At 34.5% G+C, this 21,622-nt stretch carries 21 protein-coding genes; 15 read left to right on the top strand and 6 right to left on the bottom strand.

Annotated elements, in window-relative coordinates; all coding sequences use genetic code 11:
- Positions 1-6: 6 nt before the first annotated feature.
- Both GQ46_RS02740 and GQ46_RS02735 read right to left on the bottom strand, forming a co-directional pair.
- Positions 7-852 carry a hypothetical protein gene (locus tag GQ46_RS02740; RefSeq protein WP_044398164.1) on the bottom strand — a complete coding sequence of 282 codons (846 nt, stop codon included), beginning with the start codon at positions 850-852 and terminating at the stop codon, positions 7-9.
- Positions 853-854: 2 nt separating this feature from the next.
- Positions 855-2,483, bottom strand: a complete 1,629-nt coding sequence (locus GQ46_RS02735; RefSeq protein ID WP_044398162.1) for an acyl-CoA carboxylase subunit beta — start codon at positions 2,481-2,483, stop codon at positions 855-857.
- 125 nt (positions 2,484-2,608) lie between these two features.
- Between GQ46_RS02735 and GQ46_RS02730 the strand changes: the two genes are divergently transcribed.
- The 5 genes from GQ46_RS02730 (at position 2,609) to ettA (ending at position 6,258) form a co-directional block, all read left to right on the top strand.
- Entirely contained in the window at positions 2,609-3,139 is a 531-nt protein-coding gene (locus GQ46_RS02730) for an NADPH-dependent FMN reductase (RefSeq protein WP_044398159.1), read from the top strand.
- Positions 3,139-3,576, top strand: a complete 438-nt coding sequence (locus GQ46_RS02725; RefSeq protein WP_044398157.1) for a MarR family winged helix-turn-helix transcriptional regulator — start codon at positions 3,139-3,141, stop codon at positions 3,574-3,576. The genes GQ46_RS02730 and GQ46_RS02725 overlap by 1 nt, the downstream gene beginning before the upstream one ends.
- On the top strand, positions 3,573-4,286 hold the full coding sequence (locus GQ46_RS02720; RefSeq protein WP_044398155.1) for a pirin family protein: 714 nt from the start codon (positions 3,573-3,575) through the stop codon (positions 4,284-4,286). The genes GQ46_RS02725 and GQ46_RS02720 overlap by 4 nt, the downstream gene beginning before the upstream one ends.
- Positions 4,287-4,381: 95 nt before the next feature.
- A complete protein-coding gene (locus GQ46_RS02715; protein ID WP_044398153.1) occupies positions 4,382-4,564 on the top strand; it encodes a CAL67264 family membrane protein in 183 nt (60 codons plus the stop codon).
- Between the two features lie 2 nt (positions 4,565-4,566).
- Positions 4,567-6,258 (top strand): energy-dependent translational throttle protein EttA, encoded by a 1,692-nt coding sequence (gene ettA / locus GQ46_RS02710; RefSeq protein ID WP_044398151.1) that lies wholly within the window; start codon positions 4,567-4,569, stop codon positions 6,256-6,258.
- A 77-nt stretch (positions 6,259-6,335) separates the two neighbouring features.
- On the opposite strand, the gene GQ46_RS17525 is transcribed toward ettA, so the two are convergent.
- Both GQ46_RS17525 and GQ46_RS02705 read right to left on the bottom strand, forming a co-directional pair.
- Positions 6,336-6,569 carry a hypothetical protein gene (locus tag GQ46_RS17525; protein WP_156133078.1) on the bottom strand — a complete coding sequence of 78 codons (234 nt, stop codon included), beginning with the start codon at positions 6,567-6,569 and terminating at the stop codon, positions 6,336-6,338.
- Between the two features lie 162 nt (positions 6,570-6,731).
- On the bottom strand, positions 6,732-7,511 hold the full coding sequence (locus tag GQ46_RS02705) for an MBL fold metallo-hydrolase (RefSeq protein ID WP_044398149.1): 780 nt from the start codon (positions 7,509-7,511) through the stop codon (positions 6,732-6,734).
- 166 nt (positions 7,512-7,677) lie between these two features.
- Here GQ46_RS02705 and GQ46_RS02700 point away from each other — a divergent pair, with 166 nt between their 5' ends.
- The 10 genes from GQ46_RS02700 to GQ46_RS02655 all read left to right on the top strand — a co-directional run bounded on the left by GQ46_RS02700 (position 7,678) and on the right by GQ46_RS02655 (position 18,281).
- Complete coding sequence (locus GQ46_RS02700) at positions 7,678-9,015, top strand: hypothetical protein (RefSeq protein ID WP_044398147.1); 1,338 nt, start codon at positions 7,678-7,680, stop codon at positions 9,013-9,015.
- 347 nt (positions 9,016-9,362) lie between these two features.
- Positions 9,363-10,418 (top strand): hypothetical protein, encoded by a 1,056-nt coding sequence (locus tag GQ46_RS02695; protein WP_044398145.1) that lies wholly within the window; start codon positions 9,363-9,365, stop codon positions 10,416-10,418.
- Between the two features lie 6 nt (positions 10,419-10,424).
- Positions 10,425-10,865: a hypothetical protein gene (locus GQ46_RS02690; protein WP_044398143.1), complete on the top strand. Its 441-nt coding sequence runs from the start codon at positions 10,425-10,427 to the stop codon at positions 10,863-10,865.
- 108 nt (positions 10,866-10,973) lie between these two features.
- Positions 10,974-12,935 carry an AAA family ATPase gene (locus GQ46_RS02685; RefSeq protein WP_044398141.1) on the top strand — a complete coding sequence of 654 codons (1,962 nt, stop codon included), beginning with the start codon at positions 10,974-10,976 and terminating at the stop codon, positions 12,933-12,935.
- Entirely contained in the window at positions 12,928-13,515 is a 588-nt protein-coding gene (locus GQ46_RS02680) for an NUDIX domain-containing protein (protein ID WP_044398139.1), read from the top strand. The genes GQ46_RS02685 and GQ46_RS02680 overlap by 8 nt, the downstream gene beginning before the upstream one ends.
- A 49-nt stretch (positions 13,516-13,564) precedes the next feature.
- Positions 13,565-14,800 (top strand): DUF6638 family protein, encoded by a 1,236-nt coding sequence (locus GQ46_RS02675; protein ID WP_044398137.1) that lies wholly within the window; start codon positions 13,565-13,567, stop codon positions 14,798-14,800.
- Positions 14,801-14,855: 55 nt separating this feature from the next.
- On the top strand, positions 14,856-15,062 hold the full coding sequence (locus tag GQ46_RS17340) for a four helix bundle protein (protein ID WP_231567313.1): 207 nt from the start codon (positions 14,856-14,858) through the stop codon (positions 15,060-15,062).
- A gap of 292 nt (positions 15,063-15,354) precedes the next feature.
- Entirely contained in the window at positions 15,355-15,882 is a 528-nt protein-coding gene (locus GQ46_RS02665) for a hypothetical protein (RefSeq protein WP_231567312.1), read from the top strand.
- A gap of 64 nt (positions 15,883-15,946) precedes the next feature.
- Positions 15,947-17,713, top strand: coding sequence for a hypothetical protein (locus GQ46_RS02660; RefSeq protein WP_044398135.1), 1,767 nt, complete (start codon positions 15,947-15,949; stop codon positions 17,711-17,713).
- Between the two features lie 67 nt (positions 17,714-17,780).
- The gene (locus GQ46_RS02655) at positions 17,781-18,281 is read left to right on the top strand and encodes a hypothetical protein (protein WP_044398133.1); all 501 of its coding nucleotides are present in this window, start codon (positions 17,781-17,783) and stop codon (positions 18,279-18,281) included.
- A 26-nt stretch (positions 18,282-18,307) separates the two neighbouring features.
- Here GQ46_RS02655 and GQ46_RS02650 read toward each other — a convergent pair whose 3' ends face one another.
- Positions 18,308-19,783, bottom strand: coding sequence for a helix-turn-helix domain-containing protein (locus GQ46_RS02650; RefSeq protein ID WP_044398131.1), 1,476 nt, complete (start codon positions 19,781-19,783; stop codon positions 18,308-18,310).
- 345 nt (positions 19,784-20,128) lie between these two features.
- The gene (locus GQ46_RS02645; protein WP_044398129.1) at positions 20,129-21,613 is read right to left on the bottom strand and encodes a hypothetical protein; all 1,485 of its coding nucleotides are present in this window, start codon (positions 21,611-21,613) and stop codon (positions 20,129-20,131) included.
- Positions 21,614-21,622: the final 9 nt, after the last annotated feature.

Raw genomic sequence — 21,622 nt, 5'->3', positions numbered from 1 at the left:
ATAAAATTAATTCGTTAAATTTATAAGTTTCTTAAAAGTGCTTCCGTATATTTTCTGATCGTAAATGACGGAATAGTGAATTTTAAGTATATCTAAATCAAATTGAGAAATTTTGTCTGAATTGTCATATTTTTTATGAAGTAAACTATTTTTGTCTTTATAATTATCTGCAATAAAATTACCTAGACTCTTAAAAAATACTTGTTTAAGTTTTTTTAATAAGTCGGTTTTAGTATTCATTTTTTCAGGATTTATTTGAAGTAGGCAACCATGAAACTTATTGTTACCATCTGTTACTAAATTATAAGTGATTCCGGTTAAAATACTATTTTCACGCTCTTCTACAGATTCAAATTCATAATTTTCATCATAGCCATTTATATCTTCATCTATTGTTTTTATATAATAATTGGCATTCTTTAACTTTTTTGAAAAGCTGATGTTTAAATTTATAATAGATTTTAAACGCTCACTACTAAAGAAAACCTTAAACTTATTGATTACATCTTTTGGTAATTTAGGATCTAAAAATATGACAATAGGTGAATTCCATTGGTATAATTGATATTTAATAGGTGGATTAGACGTAGTATAACAAAATACAATTCTTTCATAATACCTTAGCATTCTGGGGTATTCGTAAGATTTTTTTTTTAGAAAATCCAAATCAAAAGTTCTATAGGAATTATCATAAAGTGTATCATTATCCAAAATAACTATATCTGAAATATTTAAATCTAAAGGTTTTTCATATTTAAATTCTTTTCTAGAACTAACCACATCATTATAGCTGCTTTGTGCTATTAAAATGAGTGAGAAAAAAAAGAAGCTAATAAAAAGTATGTATCTCATAACTAAACCTGTAAAACCCCCATATTAAAAGGCTTCTCAATAGGAGCGTGGTTAGCAGCTTCAATACCCATACTTATCCAGGTTCTAGTTTCTAATGGATCGATAATAGCATCTGTCCATAAACGAGAAGCCGCATAATATGGAGAGACTTGATTGTCGTATCTATTTTTTATTTTATTAAATAGTTCTTCTTCTTTTTCTGGGGTGATTTTTTCACCTTTTTTTAGTAATGAGGCTTTTTCAATTTGTAACAATACTTTTGCAGCACTATTACCACTCATTACAGCCAATTCGGCACTAGGCCAAGCGACAATTAATCTCGGATCATATGCTTTTCCACACATGGCGTAATTTCCAGCACCATAACTATTACCAATAACAACAGTAAATTTAGGAACCACACTATTACTCACTGCGTTTACCATTTTAGCACCATCTTTAATTATGCCACCATGTTCACTTTTGCTTCCAACCATAAAACCAGTAACATCTTGTAAAAAGACTAATGGAATTTTCTTCTGATTGCAATTGGCTATAAATCGCGTGGCTTTATCCGCGCTGTCGTTATAAATAACACCACCAAATTGCATTTCGCCTTTTTTGGTTTTAACTAACTTTCTTTGATTAGCTACTATTCCAACGGCCCAACCATCAATTCTCGCATAGGCTGTAATGATGGTTTGTCCGTACCCTTTTTTATACTCATCATACTCACCATCATCCACCAAACGGGAAATTATTTCAAGCATATCATATTGATCTGCACGAGATTTTGGTAAAATACCATACATCTCTTCTGGGTTATCCTTTGGTTTTTTAGGTTCAGCTCTATTGTAGCCCGCTTTATCATGATCACCAATCTTGTCAACCAAACGGCGTATCGTGTCTAAAGCGTCTTGGTCATCTTTTGCTTTATAATCTGTAACACCAGAGATTTCACAGTGTGTCGTCGCGCCACCAAGCGTTTCATTGTCAATACTTTCTCCGATGGCCGCTTTAACTAAGTAACTTCCAGCTAAGAAAATACTGCCTGTTTTATCAACAATAAGTGCTTCATCGCTCATGATTGGCAGGTAAGCACCACCAGCAACACAACTTCCCATTACTGCTGCTATTTGGGTAATTCCCATACTGCTCATTATTGCGTTGTTTCTAAAGATGCGACCAAAATGTTCTTTGTCTGGAAATATTTCGTCTTGTAGCGGTAAATAAACGCCGGCACTATCCACTAAATAGATAATAGGTAATTTATTTTCTATGGCAATTTCCTGGGCACGTAAATTCTTTTTTGCAGTAATAGGAAACCAGGCACCTGCCTTAACTGTAGCATCATTTGCAACCACGATACATTGTTTTCCGCTAACGTATCCAATTTTAACAACAACGCCACCAGAGGGGCAGCCACCATGTTCTTCATACATGCCATCACCAACAAAAGCACCTATTTCAATACTCTTAGACTTTTCATCTAAAAGGTGATTAATACGTTCTCGGGCCGTTAATTTTCCTTTTTCATGATGTTTATCGATGCGTTTTTGACCGCCTCCTAATTTTACTTGTGCAAACCTGGTTTTTAAATCTGAAACCAGTAATTTATTATAGTCTTCGTTTTTATTGAAGTTAATATCCATGTAATGTAATTTTGGTGCTAAAATACAAAGATTTGTCAACAATAATAAAGTTAAATTTGTATTAAATCCTGTTGTAATATTTTCCTAGGAATATATTAGTATTATCTTTACTGAAAATTAAATTTATGAAGAAAATTATAGCCTTTGCAGGTAGCAACAGTAAAACATCCATTAATAAGCAACTAGCAACCTATGCCGCTAATTCAATAGAAGGCGTAGCGATTCAGGTGTTAGACTTAAATGATTTTAACTTGCCTTTATATAGTATTGATTTAGAAAAAGAAAAAGGAATTCCAGAAGCTGTTAACAAATTCCTCAAGTATATTAATGATTCTGATGGTATCGTATTATCATTAGCAGAACATAATGGCGCTTATTCTACTGCATTTAAAAATCTGTTTGATTGGTTATCTAGAAAAGAAGTAAAATTCTGGAATAAGAAACCAATGTTATTATTAGCAACATCTCCGGGTCAAAATGGAGCTAACTCATGTTTGAGTATAGCGAAAGACCGTTTTCCAAGACATGATTCAGAAATTATTGCTACTTTTTCTTTGCCATCATTCCATGAGAATTTTTCGGCAGAAGGCATAAAAGACACTGCTTTAAATAAAGAACTCAACGAAGCAATTACAAGTTTTAAAAAGGCACTATAATGGCTGATATTTCTAAAGATGTTAATGCAAAATTCAAGGACAATAGATTCAAAGCCTTTGTTAACATAATGTATACCGCAAATTGGTTATCTAACAAGCAGGTGCTTTTTTTTAAACCTTTTGATGTGTCACCACAACAGCATAATATTTTACGTATTCTACGCGGCTCAGGAAAACCATTAAAAGTACAAACGGTAAAGGAGAGGATGGTGGAGCGCGCACCAAACGTGACACGCTTAATGGATAAGCTCATATCTAAAGCGCTAATTGAACGTAAAGCATGTAAAGAAGACCGACGTGTCGTACACATCAACATCACTAAAAAAGGCCTCGAACTTTTAAAAGAAATCGATGTGGTGTTCAATTCAGATATCTTAGAGCAATTAACACAGGAAGAAGCTAAACAATTAAGTAATTTATTAGATAAAATAAGATGAAAACAATAATACATAAAGCTGCATCAAGAGGCTATGCTAATCACGGTTGGTTACAAGCCAATCACTCTTTTAGTTTTGCTAATTATTATGATTCAGAAAAATTACAGTTTGGAGCACTACGCGTATTAAACGACGATATTATAGCACCTAAAATGGGTTTTGGAACCCATCCTCATGATAACATGGAAATTATCACTATTCCCTTAAGTGGCGAATTAAAGCACAGAGATTCTATGGCAAATGCATGGTTATCTGTTAAGCCGGGGGAAGTGCAAGTGATGTCTGCAGGTTCTGGATTACAGCATTCAGAAATTAATGGTTCGCAAGAGCACTATCTTAGCTTGTTTCAAATTTGGATTATGCCAGATAAACATAATGTTGAACCTAGATACGATCAAATACGTTTTAATCCTGAAGACCGAAATAATAAATTTCAAACATTGGTATCTTCAATACAGACAGATGATGAAGGGTTAAAAATTTACCAAAATGCCAAAATTTCAAGAATTGATTTAACTAAAGATAACACCATCCAATACAACACCATATCAAAACACCATGGCGTGTATATTATGAATGTTAGCGGGAATGCTTCGGTAAATAATCAAACCTTTGAGTCTAGAGATGCAATAGGTGTTTCAGAAACGGATACGTTTTCAATTAAAGCAAATGAAAATTCGGATTTACTCTTGATAGAAGTGCCTATGTAATTTTTATTAAATACGCATTGAAAAAGCACACATTACAGTGTGTTTTTTCTTTTTAAAAACCGATATTTGTAATTCCCTTTTTAAAGAAAATAATTATGGCAATGAATAAAAATACCGTGTTAGCTTGGGCTACCACAATAATGATATTAGTAGGATTAGGTTTAATAGGCTTAGGAGCGTTTAGGTATGATGATGTCGCAGGTTGGGGCTTCGCAGCTGTGGGCGTTGGATTTTTTGCTGTTGCCTGGGTTTTTAATGCATTAAAAGGAAGAGTATAGTTATGAGTGATGATAAAAAGATAATATTTTCTATGTCTGGTGTGACTAAGTCATACCAAAGTGCAAATACACCAGTTCTAAAGAACATCTACCTCAGTTTCTTTTATGGCGCTAAAATTGGAATCTTAGGTCTTAATGGCTCGGGAAAATCAACTTTGCTAAAAATAATCGCTGGTGTAGATAAAAACTATCAGGGTGATGTGGTGTTTTCTCAGGACTATTCGGTTGGTTATTTAGAGCAAGAGCCAAAGTTAGACGAAGATAAAACGGTAATGGAAATCGTTCGTGAAGGTGCTGCTGAAACAGTGGCTATACTTGATGAGTATAATAAAATTAACGACCAGTTTGGTTTAGAAGAAGTCTATAGCGATTCAGATAAAATGGAAAAGCTAATGAACCGTCAAGCAGAACTTCAGGATCAAATAGACGCTTCAAATGCTTGGGAGCTAGACACAAAATTAGAAATCGCCATGGATGCGCTTAGAACGCCTGATGGAGATAAAAAAATAGCGGTGTTATCAGGTGGTGAACGCAGGCGTGTTGCATTGTGTCGTTTACTATTACAGGAACCCGATGTGCTCTTATTAGATGAGCCAACCAACCACTTAGATGCAGAGTCTGTGCATTGGTTAGAACAGCATTTAGCGCAATACAAAGGAACTGTTATTGCTGTAACACACGACCGGTACTTCTTAGATAATGTTGCAGGTTGGATTTTAGAATTAGATCGCGGAGAAGGCATCCCGTGGAAAGGTAACTATTCTTCATGGTTAGATCAAAAATCAACGCGTTTAGCGAAAGAAAGCAAGGTCGCTTCTAAAAGACAGAAAACCTTAGAGCGTGAGTTGGAGTGGGTAAGACAAGGAGCGAAAGGGCGCCAGACCAAACAAAAGGCGCGTTTAAATAATTACGATAAATTAATGAGTCAAGATCAAAAACAACTTGACGAAAAATTAGAAATCTATATTCCCAATGGACCACGTTTGGGTACAAACGTGATTGAAGCTGTAGGCGTAAGTAAAGCCTATGATGATAAGTTGCTATATGAGGATTTAAACTTTAATTTACCTCAAGCAGGAATTGTAGGTGTTATTGGACCAAATGGCGCCGGTAAAACCACTATTTTTAGGATGATAATGGGAGAAGAAACGCCAGACAAAGGAGCGTTTAAAGTTGGTGAAACAGCAAAAATAGCCTACGTTGATCAAGCACATTCAAATATAGATTTAGAGAAATCCATTTGGCAAAACTTTAGTGACGAGCAGGAATTAGTAATGATGGGAGGAAAGCAGGTGAATTCTCGTGCCTATTTAAGCCGTTTTAATTTTAGTGGAAGTGAGCAAAATAAGAAAGTTAAAATGCTTTCTGGTGGTGAACGCAACCGTTTACATTTAGCAATGACACTAAAAGAAGAAGGTAATGTATTGCTTTTAGATGAGCCAACTAACGATCTAGATGTTAATACATTACGCGCCTTAGAGGAAGGTTTGGAAAACTTTGCGGGTTGTGCTGTAGTCATTAGTCACGACCGTTGGTTTTTAGATAGAATTTGTACCCATATATTGGCTTTTGAGGGTAATAGTGAAGTCTATTTCTTTGAAGGCGGATTTAGTGAATATGAAGAAAATAAGAAGCAGAGATTGGGCGGTGATTTAATGCCGAAACGTATCAAGTATAAAAAGCTAGTTCGTTAAGAGTAATAAGAATAAAATAAATTTCATTAAAACAAAAGAGTCAGCGAAAGCTGACTCTTTTGTTTATTTATAAGACGTTAATAAATGTGACCTGAAGTAAAATCCTCATACGGTTGTTTTTCTCCGCTTTCTTCTTCCTTTTCTTTTTCTATAGCGAGTTTCGATAGTCTTTCACTTTCTTTTAGTAAACGTTTACTCTCCGCTTCAATTTTGTATTGTTTCACATACAAAAGAATACTAATGCACAAAAAAAATAAGAGTATAGAAATAATAATAATAGTAGATGTATTTAATACCGTGAGCGATTCCATAAATTTGGTTTATTAGACTGTGAAGCACAGAACGGGGTGTTTGTAAAAGTCTTTTAAACTTCTGTGTTTAAGCCTGAATGGCATACTAATATACTTAAAAAATCAAATAAAATCCAATTTTTTCGAGCAGCAATAGCATTCTTTTTCTTCTAGAAGCTGCCTTTAATTAGCGGGATACCAGTCCAGTTGTACCACTTTAATGTCTGGATTGCCTTCTTTAACTAGGGCCTTAAATCTTTCAACATCGCTTAAGCCTTCGGTGCCTCTATAATGGTAAGGATATACTTGTTTAGGCTTGAAATCTAAAACAGCACTTGCGGCGCTATCCACAGTCATCGTATAAGGTAAATTCATACATACAAAAGCTTTGTCAATAGCAGTCAGATTACGCATTTCTGGTATGTCTTCAGTATCTCCAGAAATGTAAATACGTTCATCTCCAATAGTTAAAACATAACCATTACCGCGTCCTTTTTCATGAAATTTCAAGGCTTCCTTTCTTAGATTATACATGGGTATAGCTTCAATCTTGAATGCCTCAAACTCTTTTATGTCTCCATTATTCATCACCATTGTGTTAGATTGTAATGCCTCTGGCAATTTATCAAAGACGGCTTTAGGGGCAATAATAAGTGACTCTTTTAGGTTTAAAGCCTCCAGAGTTTCAATATCCATGTGGTCTCCATGAATATCTGTGATAAGCACATAATCAGGCTCCTTATAGGGCATAAAGGCAGCGGATCCGCCGGTTGGATCAACATATACTATTAAATCGTCATGGCTTAAAACTAAGGTGGCATGCGAAATTGGATGGACCTCCAATTCCCCTTTAAGATTGATTTCAGTTGGGGTTTCCGCTTGTACAGTCTCTGATTTTTTTTCGTGCTTGCAGCTAAGTATAATTAAGCCTAAGCATAACGTAAGGTGTTTAATTGTTTTCATATTAAAAAGGTTTTAATAAATATACTTCACTTTCTGGGTAAAAAATAATTTGTAACAATTTTATAACATTTGCTACCTATAATGAGAAGCAAATTATTTAGAGAACTAATAAATTTTACCGAAATTGCTTTTTTAAAATACACAACCTTAAAACACCAAATAGATTATGTCTGATGATTTTGACTTATTAGAAACTAACTCAAGTGAGAAAACTGAAAAAGTAGATGTTAACTGGGGAAAGGCTATAGATACTATGAAGTCTAAGCTTGCTCAAGAAGACGATCCAGAAAGCCGTCAGAAAATCTTAAATGCCACCTTAGACGATGTTGTTCACATGGCCGAAAAAGACCGCTCAACACTTTTGGATGCGATTAAAGATTTAACCGATTATCAAGACGAAGTTGGTATTTTATTTGAGCGATTCTCGTCACTTAATGCGGAAGAACAAAAAATAATTGACGATGCTAAAAAAGCATTAGAGCGCGCAAAAGTAGAACTTGAAGATGCTCAAAACAAACCAGACACCTGGTGGAATAATCTTTGGGGACGTAAAAGCAAAATTGCTAAAGCAGAACAGGGGTTAAAGGACTCAGAAAAAGTACGTGCAGGAGCAGATAACAAAGCGAAAGCAATGTTTCAGGAACGTATAGAAAGTGCAGATATTCAAACCCTTTTAAATGAATTGTCATATAAATCTCAAGCAGCGGTAACACGTTTAAAAAACCGCGAAGTAGAGATTAAAGAAGTAGAAGAGAAATTGAAAGATGCGATTGTTGAAGCGTCTAAAAATCATACCAAAGCCTTAGAAAAGAAAAAAGAGACTGAAACTAAGCTAGATGAGCAATATGCGTTATTAAAACAGGCACGTCAGGCTTTAGAGGAAGTCGCAGATAAACAATCAACAGAGTATTCTGAGGCATTATCGAAAGTTACTACGGTTGAGCAAAAAGTAGAAGAATTAGAAGGTCTTAAAAACGCATATACCACGTTGGCGGCTTCAAAAGATAGTTTTGTACATAAACACAACTTAACCATTAAGGTATTAACGTCTTTACGTTCTAATTTACAAACACACAGAGCGAAATTAAAGAGTGATACAGATGAGCGTTTAAAATATTACGATGGTTATGTGGTGGCATTAAAAGCACGTACCGATCAGGAATTTGCTGCTATTTTAGAGCACTTAGGTGTTAAAACCGATGAGCATATTGGTGAAACCTTAGCATCTATGCATACTGCTAGTGCAAAAGCACGTCAGGAAATGATGGATAATATTCCAGTTCACGAAAAAGTAATGCAAGGGGTTTATAGCAGTTATGCAGAAGCTTTACAGGAGATTCGTGCAAAAGATGTGGACATTCAAAAGAATTTTGCTGAGCGTTATGGTATTGATATGAAAGAAATTTTTGAGGATTACTATAAGGCAGATGCTAATGCACCTTCAGGTGGCGCTGCAGCTCCAGTATCAAAACCGGAAACCAGCGACGACGATTTGCTGTCTTAACATAATGCGGGCGTTACCTACTTTTGCTTTTTATGGCAAAAGTAGGTCAGGCTTTCGGCAGTCGCTCTCTGCGAGGAGCTCCAACAAAGCCTCAATCCTTAACGCAAAGTGAATAGACTATTTACAGTAATTAGAATAATAGTTAGATTTTTCACTGTGTTATTTGGTATAATGGCTGTGTACACGCTTCCGGATTATATAGGGGGTAATAAACCTCAAATAACTAGAATTATAGTGTTCGTAACTTTTACATTATCAGTCCTGTTTTATCTTAGTTTCACTGAAGAAAAAAGTAAAAATTAAACTATTTATTGAATATTTAATAATAACAATCGACTAAATATAAAATGGCTATAAACCACATAGTAACCCCTTTAGATTCAGCAACACTGGACTCCAAAGAACAATATGTTTTTTATCATAAAATGGTTGATTTTGCTTTAAAAGAACTCATTGTAAGTGTGCAGGAACATAATTTGTGTACTCCACAGGAGATGACTTTTTTCAAGCAATATTGCGATTTATTATTGTATTCCATCGAAGCCATGCGTATCAAGTATATGTACGATGATGAGGATAATATGAAAGTCGATTTAACCGATTCTGGTTTCCCTAATTATTTAGAATTCAGATATCTCTTTAATGATTTGTCATTACGCGATAATTATTTAAATAAATTAAAAGACGTTAGCGAATTACAGAATGAGTTTTTAGACCAGTTAATGCGTAAAAAACAACCCGTTACTAAAGAAAAACTCTTTCAAGCGGCTTCTATCGTCTATTATACATCGGTAGAGCAACAATTTATTTTTAATCGTTTTTCGCAAGGTAAAATTAGTGATGCCCCGGCAGGAAGCCAAGCAGAATATATGGTGAGTTGGAGTTTTTATGATGTCTCACACAACAGACCATTTGTTTGTTTTATGTACTTCACTTATGATGGAAACCCAGTACAAGACAAGGAGGAAATCTACGATATATTAAAAACGGTTGCCGACCGTGACATGAATTTAGACACCATGGCTTATGGGATAGACAGACGTTTAAAAAACTTAAAGCCAAAACATATAAAAAGAATTGATTTGGGGCCATTTCATAATGTGTTTGCTAAAGACGAAAATATAATAACGCATACAATTCTGGAAAGTATTGCTAAGAAGGAAGTGCCTCTAGAATCTTATGCCTTGTCCCTTAAGGTAGATGAAGTCTTTTCTGGCAGTGAATTTAAAGAGGGAAGCTATTTTAGCAAGCAAATCCTACAAAAATGGCGTGATGTTATCACGCGAGACTATATTTTTGCACCACATCGTATCATCCAGTTATTATACAACAAGAATCCAGAAATTATGAATGGCTTGGCGAAACCGCCTTTTGAACTTTCAGATTTAAAAATAAAACATTAAAATAAAATGAAAAAATTATCACTTTTAATGCTATTCCTTTCTATATCGTTTATAGGTATTTCACAGGCACAGCCAAAGGCTGTTGCTGAACTTTTTTTTAAAGAATTTAAAGAAAAAGGTGCGTCAGTAGCGATTGATAATTTATATAGTCCTAATAAATGGATTTCACGCTCAGGAGATGCGGTAATCAATTTAAAAAACCAACTTGAGGGTTTAAATGTGGATTATGTTGGAGCATATTATGGACATGAATTAATGTTTGAAAAAAAATTAACTGACAGCTTTATTCTGTTAAGTTATTTGGTTAAATATGACAGACAGCCTATACGGTTTACTTTTCAATTTTATAAACCAAATGATAAATGGATTATTCACAGCTTTAAATACGATGGAAACATTGAAGATGAAATAGAGGAATCTGCAAAATTATACAATTTCAGACTTTAAAATTTGAGAGACATCATGACGAAGACTAGATATAAACAGCATTGATTACGACATTTTAAATTAGAAATGGTGTAAGCACTAAAAATGGCGTACTGAAGACAAAAAAACATGGAACACAATTCAACATTTCCTATAAAACAAAACGAACTCAACATGCTTCGCGATGAAGCCAGTGGTTACTTAAAAAGTATTCAATGGGAGCAAGGTGCAAGGGCTAAAAACAAAGATAAAGATGCAAAAGACGAGTCTATTTTACTCTATCTGTCTCGGGCCAATACTGGTAGTGCAGCTACAGAGGTTACTTCGGTCTCTAAAACTATTTTAGCTTTAAAAAAACGCTTGTTACCAGATTCTATTGCGATTCCTGTATACTTAAATCAGACATTATTTGCTGTACAAGAAGGGTTGGCATTAGGAATTTGGGTAAAGGATAGTTATTACGATGCCTCAGGACTATCGAGTTTAAATGAGCGCAAAGCAAGCTTAGATACTAATGGAAAGCGAGAATACGAAAGTAAAATGCATACGGCAACCGCATTCATGTTATTTGCAACCGCGTATAATATTCTGCACAATTTAAAACCGCAGGCTTCAGACGATTTGTCTGTGATGAAACAAAAGTTTGCTGGGTTGCCAGAAGTGTCTTTTATGTCGCCTCTAAAAGGTGTGGCTTGCGCGTTATTTTATTTCGATAAATATTTAGGACATCCCGATATTATTAAAAGTGATAAAGATGTTGTTGATTTTTCAGTGGTTTATTTCGAAGCTTTAATTGATGAAATTCAAATACGTAAAAGTAGTTTAGAATACACCGAAACCATTGTAGACCGCACGTATAAGCTTGAAAATTCTGAATTTGCCGTTTCAGGTTGGGACAATGTATTCGCGGGTACGGCGAAAAGTATAGAATTTAATAAAATTCAGTTTGAACAAATCGTAGGGAATAGAGATGCCAAGCATTTTGCACGACGATTAACTGAGCGTATGTTAAGTTATGATTTTGAAGCCAAGAAAAATCCGTTTCAGGAATTGGGTGGTTTCATGCCTGTTTTTATGGGTTACGGCATTCCAGGAACAGGAAAAAGTATGTTAATTGCTGCCATTGCTACACGATTAAAAGAGCATTGCGATAATTTGGACATTCCTTTTTTGTTCCATCCCATGCCAGATACGTTAATTAGTACCTTTCAAGGGGGGTCAGCTGAGAAAATGGTGGAGTGGATGAAACCCATGCAGGATCCTTCAAAATTAATTTTTGCGCCTATTGATGATGCCGAAAATAATTTACAAGAAAGAACCGCACAAGGTGTTTCGGCCGGTGTAAAAGAAGTTATTGGTGTTTTTCTGCGCTATACAGAAGGGGCTTATGCCGTTAATTATGGCAATAGTTCTATTGGTTTATTTACAAATTTACCAGAAATGTTAGATAAAGCGGTCATTTCTCGTGTACAAGGCCGTTTTAAAATTGATGGCGCACAAACAGAACATGATTTTTTAGATCAAGATCATTTATGGTGGCGAAAACTAGAGCAGACCATGCCTAATTTTGTAAATATGGCAAGCCCTTCAGATTACGAGTTTTTAAAAGATCAAGGGTTAGCAAAGAGTATGGGAGATATTTTAAATCGTGTTGAAAAGCCATCAGAAACACGTGTTTTAGAAGCTTATAATAAGGCTGAAAAGCTAAATAACGTGAGTGAGCATGAGTTTTTTGCTAATTTATATTTAGAAATTCAAAAGATTTTCCCCTTCTTCTCTTCAAGAGATGTACGTAATATTCAATCTGCGATTTCATTGCGTTTAACCGACTTCGATTTAGAACAAGATTGGTTTGATAATCCTGAAATTTATTTTAAGCAGAATTACGAAACCAAGTTTAATATGCTTCAGGAATTAATGAAGCAAAACATGAAAGGTTTAGATTTTTCAGAGATAAGACGACAAGAAGTGGTGCGCTATTTAGATAACGTCGCCACCATTGCAGATACAGATTTTAAACGTAAAGTAGATGCGAGAGTGAATCAAATGAATATTGATTTGAAAGCTAGAGAAACATTTAATCATGAGTAATAATAGAATTAAGAATTTAAAAAGTGAATTATTATCTAAATATCGGTATACCTTAAGCAAGCTAACGTTTGACTATCACTTAAATAATGGGGAATGGGTAACTCAAATTCGTGAATGCTATGCTCGTGGCAATGGTGCTGTGATACTTTTGTATAACATAGAAAAACAAACGGTAGTGTTAACACGACAGTTAAGAATTCCGTCTTATATGAACGGGAACACATCGGGTTTACTTATTGAGGCATGTGCTGGTTTGTTAGATGGTGACAACCCTGAAGATTGTATAAAAAAAGAGACAGAAGAAGAAACAGGGTATCGCTTGACAGAGGTAAAAAAAGTTCTGGAAGCTTATTCTTCGCCAGGCGTGCTTACAGAAGTACTACACTATTTTATAGCTGAATATTCTGCGGATATGAAAGTAAGTAAAGGTGGCGGCGCAGAAAATGAAACAGAAGACATTGAAGTACTTGAGATGCCTTTTAAGGAGGCAATAGAATTGATGAGTAACGGGAACATAAAAGATCTTAAAACGATTTGTCTTTTGCAATATGCACAGATAAATAACATTTTTAAGAATTAAAAGATACTGTTTGAGTTTAACTTAAGCGTAGCTGAAAGAGGAAAATAAAATGCAAAAACTAAAACAAGCGAATTTATATAGAAGCGAACTCATTCCTGTAAGTGGAAAACTCGTTGAGCGTTATAATAAATGCTTGATTAAACTAGGTTTCACACCAACAAAACTGGCTAATTTTTCGATTGATGGTATTGGCTGGAGCCCAGAAATAGCAGAAGAAAAAAAGAATCTTCATTACTTGAATAATGGAGAGGCCAATCCGCATGCCATATTAATTTCGCCTTTACAAAAAGGGATGCCGGTTTATGTACCCTTTCATTCTTTCGATCGCGAGATGATGCAACTGGTGTTTAGAACACACCGTCAGAAAATTAACGATATTACACGAGATAGCGCCATTTGTTTAGATTTTGACCAGAATATTGATGCCTTTTATGAGCCTTTAGACCTATTAAAATATGATAAGGTGACCATTCATTTTCATTTGATGGACAACTTAGATGCCGTTCAAAAAGAGCAATTGACCTTAATAGAAATCTTTAAACACGGTCATAATTTTATAGATGAAAACCTACATCAGCAATTACTAGAATCATCAAAGACCTATGGTGATTTAAGGGATCGGGATTTAGAGTTACATGAATTGCAATATAGTACCGATTCCTTTTATACAAAGGCGTTTGGTGGTGTTTATGTGCTGCGTGATTTTATTTCAGACATTCTTGTTTTCGAAGACCTGAAATGGTATAAAGAAGCTATTAAAGATACCACTCACGAGGTGCTAATTTATCATATTTCACAACCCGAATTAATGGAGAAACTTCGGGATCATATTATTATTGAATGTGATTTAGAGGCCATAGCTAAAACAGCCCGTTACGAACGCATTAAAAAGTTTGAATTTGCTTCAGATTTAAAAGAAACGCAGCACCCTATTAAAACTATTTTAAATGATAAGGTGTTGTTTAAGAGTTATTTAAATAAATTAGATATCGATTCAAGAAAACGAGTCATGAGCGTGGAGCGCTATTTAGAAAAATTGGAAGTAAGTAATCAGTTTAAGATTGCCGATATAGTAGATGCTAAGTTCTATGAAGCGCTGCATCAACCACATTCGTCTCTGTCGTCAAAGCATATCGATTTAATTTGGAAACTTTTAATTAATGTATCTGCTAAAGATGTTTTATTTTTATACTGGTACGATAAAGAACAGTTTTATAAAAGTTATGATACTTGGGATGCGTCACTAAAAGAATGGGTCATTCAGGAAATTCGTAACAATATTTGAAAAAAGGCTACTAATAGGTTAGAAGCTTGAAGTTAGGAGTTTGAGGTTTTGTTAAATGGATAATGGAAATTTAAAAAATGAGATGAAGTTTAAATTTGAAGATGTAATCCTTTGGCAAAAAGGAATGGATTTTGGTGAGAATATGAATATTTTATCTAAGACATTTCCCAAAGATGAAATATTTAATCTGTCATCTCAATTAAAACGAGCAGCAGATTCTATTGCATTAAATATGTCTGAGGGTTCAACTTTACAGTCTTGAAGAGAATATAAAAAATTTTAGGTTATTCAATAAGGGCTTTGGTAGCAGTTATTGCTTGTTTGCATAAGGTTGTCAGACGTAATTATTTAACAAAAGATAAGTGCGATGAATATTATAAAGAGTGTTTTAATTTAATGAATATGATGATAGCCTTTAGAAATAAAATTGAAGAATAAATGTATTCAATGCGCCTAAGAAACTTCAAGTTTCTAATTTAGTGCCTATAACAAAATAACCAGCTTGAGTAAGGACTTTCAAAGGTCTTACGTCGTGCTTCAAACTAAATAAAACCATGATGTCACTAGAAATAATACTCTTCATCGCCTCAATCCTTTTCGGAATTGTTTTGTATTGGCGAGAATCTAAAACAAATAAAGTCTATCGGTTTTTTAATAAACTCTTTTATTCAAAAGAATTACAAATGAAGTCTGATAGTAATAAAGGGTTTGTGTATCAGCAATCCTTTTTAATGAGACTGGTTTATATCGCTGTATTATTTTTACTAGGGATTGTCATTGTAAGATTTCTTATTCCAATTGATTTAGCCACTTTATCATTATTTGCTTCGGGTATTTTTGGAACGCTTGTAGGCACTTATTTAGCAAATTTGGTGTTTAAATCTTCTGAAGTTTTGGACGAGAAAGGGGATTCCTTTGTTGATGCTGTAAAAGATACCGTTGAAAAAGGAAAAGAGTACATCAAGGATTTGGAAGCTAAAGACACGAAGGCTTTAGAAGAAGCTAAAAAAGAAATTAAAAAAGAACCTGAGGTGCCTAAAAAGAGTGCACGGCAAAGGTTAAAGGATAAGGGGCATTTATAAAAACGTTGCATACAACGTCTAAACGCAATGCGAAGTATTAAATAAGTTAACGCAGCATATAGATATGATCAAAAACTACTGGAATAAAGGCGGAAAACAAAAGCGAATCGTTGTTATAATAGCGCTTATTCTTATTGCTTTACTCTTCTTTTTACGAGATGATTACCAACCGGCATTATTATTTGTACGTAAATTCATTTTTGTTATTTTACTGAGTGCTTTAATTCTATTCTTCGGATTACAGAAATTTAGACGTCAGGCTTCAACGGGCAAACGCATCTTCATTTTGGTGCTATTGGGTGTGTTTTTTGCCGCTTTTTATGTCGTAGGTTGGAAGTTAGAACTATATGATTATATGAAAACCTACAATGTATTTAATGACTTAAATCGTGTAGAAATAAATGAACTACCCCTAACGCAAAACGAACGGATTCAGCCATTAAATAACATTCATTCTATGGCTAATGAAAGTGTTGGTGAAACTAAAGATGTCTCATTGCCACATTTGGTAAGAGTAGACAATGAGAATAAATGGACGATGGCCATTCAGCCCACCGAGAAGTATTATTGGCAAGGCATGCGTGATAATATAGAAGAGGTGTTTTCTGTATCGAGTACGACACCGTTTCCGCGTTTTTCAAATGAAAATAGAATTCCAGTGACCTTTTCTATAGGAGAATCTCTAAAATTTAGTCGAAACACTTACAATGCAGTCGTGCAGCGTTTTAATCCGTGGATGTTATTAAACTATGAACCAAGCGACACCTATTATATGAAAAATGATACAGGACAATGGGTTGAAGTTGTGAGTTTGATAAAATGGAAAGGGTTCTTTTTTCCATATCCAACTTTTGGAGGGGTCATGATTATTGAAAATGGCGTACACTATTTTAAAGATTATCTTGAACGCATTACCATTGGGAAAGGGAAGTTTATTGCGCCAGAGGAATTAAAGAACTACCCGTTTTTAACACGACAGAACATCTTAGCCGAAAAAGTATCCCGCTTACAAGGCGAATCATTAAAATTTTTAGGTGGGTTTAGTGATCCTTTGCCATGGAATATGAAAACGGCGGTTAAAATTCCAGATTTAGCAGATGATCAAAATCAGCAACCTTTTGTCACCGATTTTAATTTTGAAGATACCCAGGTTCCAGCCTATAGCGGATTGTACCATTGGTTTGGTTTAGAACCAATAGGCGATGAGCGTTCCAGTTTAACCTATAGCGTTTTTGTGCCAGCTGATGGCTCAGATAAGCTGTTTTATTATGATCATGGGGCTAAAAAACAAGGGTACGCTGGTGTTTCTGCCATGCCTTTAAAAGTGATAGAATCCCGTAAAGAATTTGATTGGAGTGTGAATAAACCTGTAGAGTTTAGGCCCTATATTAAAAACATCGCAGGAAGAAAACGTTTGTTTTTCTTAGGAACTATTGCCGCAGTTAAAGACGGCTCTAAGAACTTTGATGGTGCGGCGACACCAGATTTAGCATTAATAGATAGTGAATACCGTGATGTGGTTTGGATAGATGTAAAGCATCCCAGCGGTTGGGAAAAGGAACTGTATGATCAATTAAATGAAGCCTGGAGCTCAAGCGAAGGTGAACGTATTAATGATTATTATATTAATGAAATTAAACCTATTGAAACGATAAGTGATTCTGCAGCTCATGTGATCGCTGTAGACACCACAAAATTTAGAAATAACATTAACAGCAATAGTAAAGCTATAGATAATTTGCAACGAAAATTAGATTCAATTACTAAAAAACGTGAAGACGATGAGATTTCACGATTACAGCGAAAAATTGATTCTTTAAAAGGCTTGTGATCAGTGTAAAATTTAATTTTAGGAGTAACAAATTTCACATAAAATAGACCTATAAGTAAACACTTATATGGGGTATTCTGGACTAGGCATGCAAAGTTGGATTTACAAACGTAAATTGCATCGGCCATTTTCTAAACGAGGTAAAGTACCTACCTTTGCTTCTTTACCCTCATATTCCAGAACATTTGCATTAAAGCCTAAATCAAAAGAGAATAGAAGAGCAGTAGGCTTTACTACAATAGCTATAATTTTACTGTTTTTTAGTGCTTTATATATACTGGGAAGTAAATGGCATCAATATGAATCGTCCCTTGAGAGAAAGAGGGTTATCGTGCATTCAGAATGTAATGAAACTGCATTTCAGTTTTTGCTGAACTCAGGCAAAAGCAGACTTTCAAAACATAATGTCTCTGGTGCGTATTCTGAATTTGTTTTAGCACATAAAATAGACCCTAAAAATGAAAACGTTGTAAATCTCCTTATCGAAACGACACACACACTTTGCATTGAGGATCAGAGATACTGTGATGCACTAGAGTATTATTTAGATTACAACTTTAAAAAATAACGCTTAGTTAGAGCTGCTTAATAAAGCTAGCTAAATTGCTTAAATAAATCTTCAACAACTGCTTCAATTTGTAAATTTTTTTGCTCTTTTTCTAATAGAACAGGAGGGACCATACGCTCTTTACAATCACTAATAGCACAACGTTCGCAAGTAACCCCCACGTTAAACCGCTTTATTGAGGGATCATCCCAAAAAGTAATCTTACGCTTTAATTGCTGATTAATTAATAAACCAACACTAACACTTCTGTATTGATCTGTTTTAAAAGGATCTCTAGTAGCCGAAGAAAAAATTAAATAAGAATGCTTGCTGTCTGGATAATGCGAAATTTGAATGTCAAAAACATGATTATCATTAGTCTTTACGATGTCTTGTAATACTTTTAGTGATACCCAGCGTCTACAATAATGTTCATCAGTTTCATTAGCATGAGGCGAATGTTGATGCGTTAAATGCAGTTCTTTATTTAGATAGAATTTTTTATCATCTTTTTTATGCACAAATCGTAAAAAGAATAAATTCTGAAGATTAAAATCTTTCGGTAAAATATTTGTTAACCGTTGATAAAAGGATTCAGGAGAGGCGTTAAAGGACTCAGCAATCGTAACAAAGGCATCACTGTCAAATGCTTTCTTATTAAAAAGTTTAGTGAGTTTCTTAGTCATAATAGTGCGCGGTAGTAATAAAGCACCAGCAAAATACGACGCATAGAAATTATTTAAAACCTGATCGAAATTTTCAAATTTAATCCAAGAGAAGGTGTACAAACGCGCTTTGTATTTAAGGATGTTATAGGCTAATTCTTTAGCGTAAATAAAGCTGCGTTGGGCATCATCGATGTGATTCGCTAATAATAGTGTTTTTGTTTTCGGGATAAATATAGAACGTAAGGTGTCTAACTCTTTATGTTTCTCTAAATCTTTATTATTTATAGTGTAACCATATTCTTCTATCAAAACCTCCTCTAATTCTGAAGATGAAATGGGTTTGTTTAAATCAATTTGATAGGCTTTAGCAAACTGGACAACACTTTGCTCTAAATCATCAAAATAATTATTGTTTGCTTGTTGAAAGGAACGAACAGAAGCTAAATAAAAACTTTCTTTACTAAAACTATAATGCTGGGCAATTTCAATAATGGTACTTATAAAGGCATTTACTTTTGCAGGTGCATTGGAAACGATGTCTATAAGTGTGCTTTCTTCAATGCCAAAAACCTCTAAAGGAATTTCTTTTAAGATTTTTGATTGTAGTATTTCGCCAATGGGAGCCAGATTTTTGTCTAATTTTAAGGATACGAAATGATCATAAGGAACATCTAATTTTTCAGCTAATAGTGCAATTTTATCTGGTTTAGGATATTTTTTGCCTTTTTCTATTTCGTTTAAATAGGACTTAGATAAACCGCTAAGTTTAGACAATCCGAATAAAGACAAATTCTTGTCAGTCCGTATCTGCTTTAGTTTTAAGCCAAAAATGAGTTTGATGTATTCTTCTTCCATTGACACAAAGATACGTTTTTTTGCGATTATTTATTTGTAGCGAACGTTCGCATTATGTTTATTTAAAATCCTATTTTAATAAGGCGCTTTAAACTAGAGTACAACCGTTGCTCAATTATAATTGAAAAGAATATCACATATAACAACAGCCGTTTTCTTTTGAATACATGTACTTAACAATAGTAAAAGCTCTAAGTTAAAACTTAGAGCTTTCTTCATGTGTTTATCTGTGAACTTTACGAATTATAATGACTACAACCTCATATTTTAAATTAGCAAAGACAATCTCAAATAAAGCACATAAAAGTATACCGTTTCAATGGCTTGAGATTGCAGGAGTTTATTCTAATCATCTATTGAAGATGTTGTTATGCCTAAGGCTATAGCAATATCTGTAAGGTCTCCTCTTTCAGGAGTGGTGATAGGAACGGCATTTCTAACAGTTGTTCTTGCAGTGTCCCAATAAAGATCAATCCAACCTTGTGGCAGTGCATTTTCAAAAATAGTTTCAAAGTCTGATTTAGTTTGAGATCTGTAAGACGTAAAATAGTCAGCAAATGCTAAAGGAAGCAAATATTTTTTTTCTGTTATACCGGATTGAGATTGTGATAAACTGGCTAGCGTTTCTCCTTCAGGAATACCTTCAATACACATGTTTTCGAAAAGTACGGCAACACCACTAGCACAAACTCTAAATAACTGATTGTTTGAATAGTGTAATGCAGAAATAAATCTACCAAGTGATATATGATGCGCATATTCAGAAAAAATCAGTGCTAAAATAAATTCATTGTGAACTATAAATTTAGGAGCTACGTCTCTAATTTTAAAGACCGCATATTGGTTTGTGCTTCCTGAAGGAACGTTTACAGTTCTTAACGAGGTTTCACCAGCATCCATCATAACGTTATATAGCCACGCATCAGGACTTGGGTGAGTAACATCAAGGCATCTGTGTACGTTTCCTGGACCTGTGCCTTCAGGATTGGGATTTATTTCTACAATAAGTGCTTCGTTGTCTTTAAACCAATTGAACATGTCTGAAGATTTTGTATTATCATAAAGTAAGGTAATTGTGTTTGCAATCCCTTCCTTGTAAGTCATCCCTAAATTAGGTACCGCTTCTATTCCATAATGATTGCCGTCTAATCCGTAGCGAAAATTTGATCCATTGACCCAGAACATATGCATTCTATTATCAGAGATATCTTGGGTATGCACCAATTCGTGAATAAAAGTGCCTTTGGTCCATATCACAGGATGTGCATTTAAATGATGCGCCCCCAAATGCATATAGCCTCCCCAGCGATCATCTGTTCTCCCGGGATCTGGATTTCCTAAACATCTGGCGATGTTTTGCGAAAAATCATCGGCCAAAGATTGGTTATTAGCACAAGGCCATGCTTTAGGGTTTGCACTATTAGGATCATCTGCACATAAACCCCATCTTTGAATTGAAGCTGATGTGAGAGTAACATTAGTATCATCATAGAGATACACCAGTACTGGTTTATCTACTATTTTAACAATTTTTGATGCAAAATATTGAAGTGTTTGATCACCACCATTTCCATTATCCCTAAGTAAAGCTCTTACTAAAGCTTGACTACGTCCCATATTACTGTTGGTCCAGAAAGTCCCCGTTTCGTTACCGCTATAAATTTGATTATTATTCAAAATTATGGAGCTGGTACTGTTTGGGTTGGCTATATAGATAAATCTAAATTTATCTTTTAATATAGAGCGGTCATTTTGCGCAAAACTATTTCCAATAAATAGTAAGCATAGCATTAAAAAACTGCTTTTTTGAATATATTTTAAAGTTTTCATTGTTTTATA

It is taken from the genome of Lacinutrix sp. Hel_I_90 (assembly GCF_000934685.1).
Lineage (GTDB): Bacteria > Bacteroidota > Bacteroidia > Flavobacteriales > Flavobacteriaceae > Lacinutrix.
Note: the sequence above shows the minus strand (reverse complement) of the source record. Positions and strands in the feature narration are given on the sequence as shown.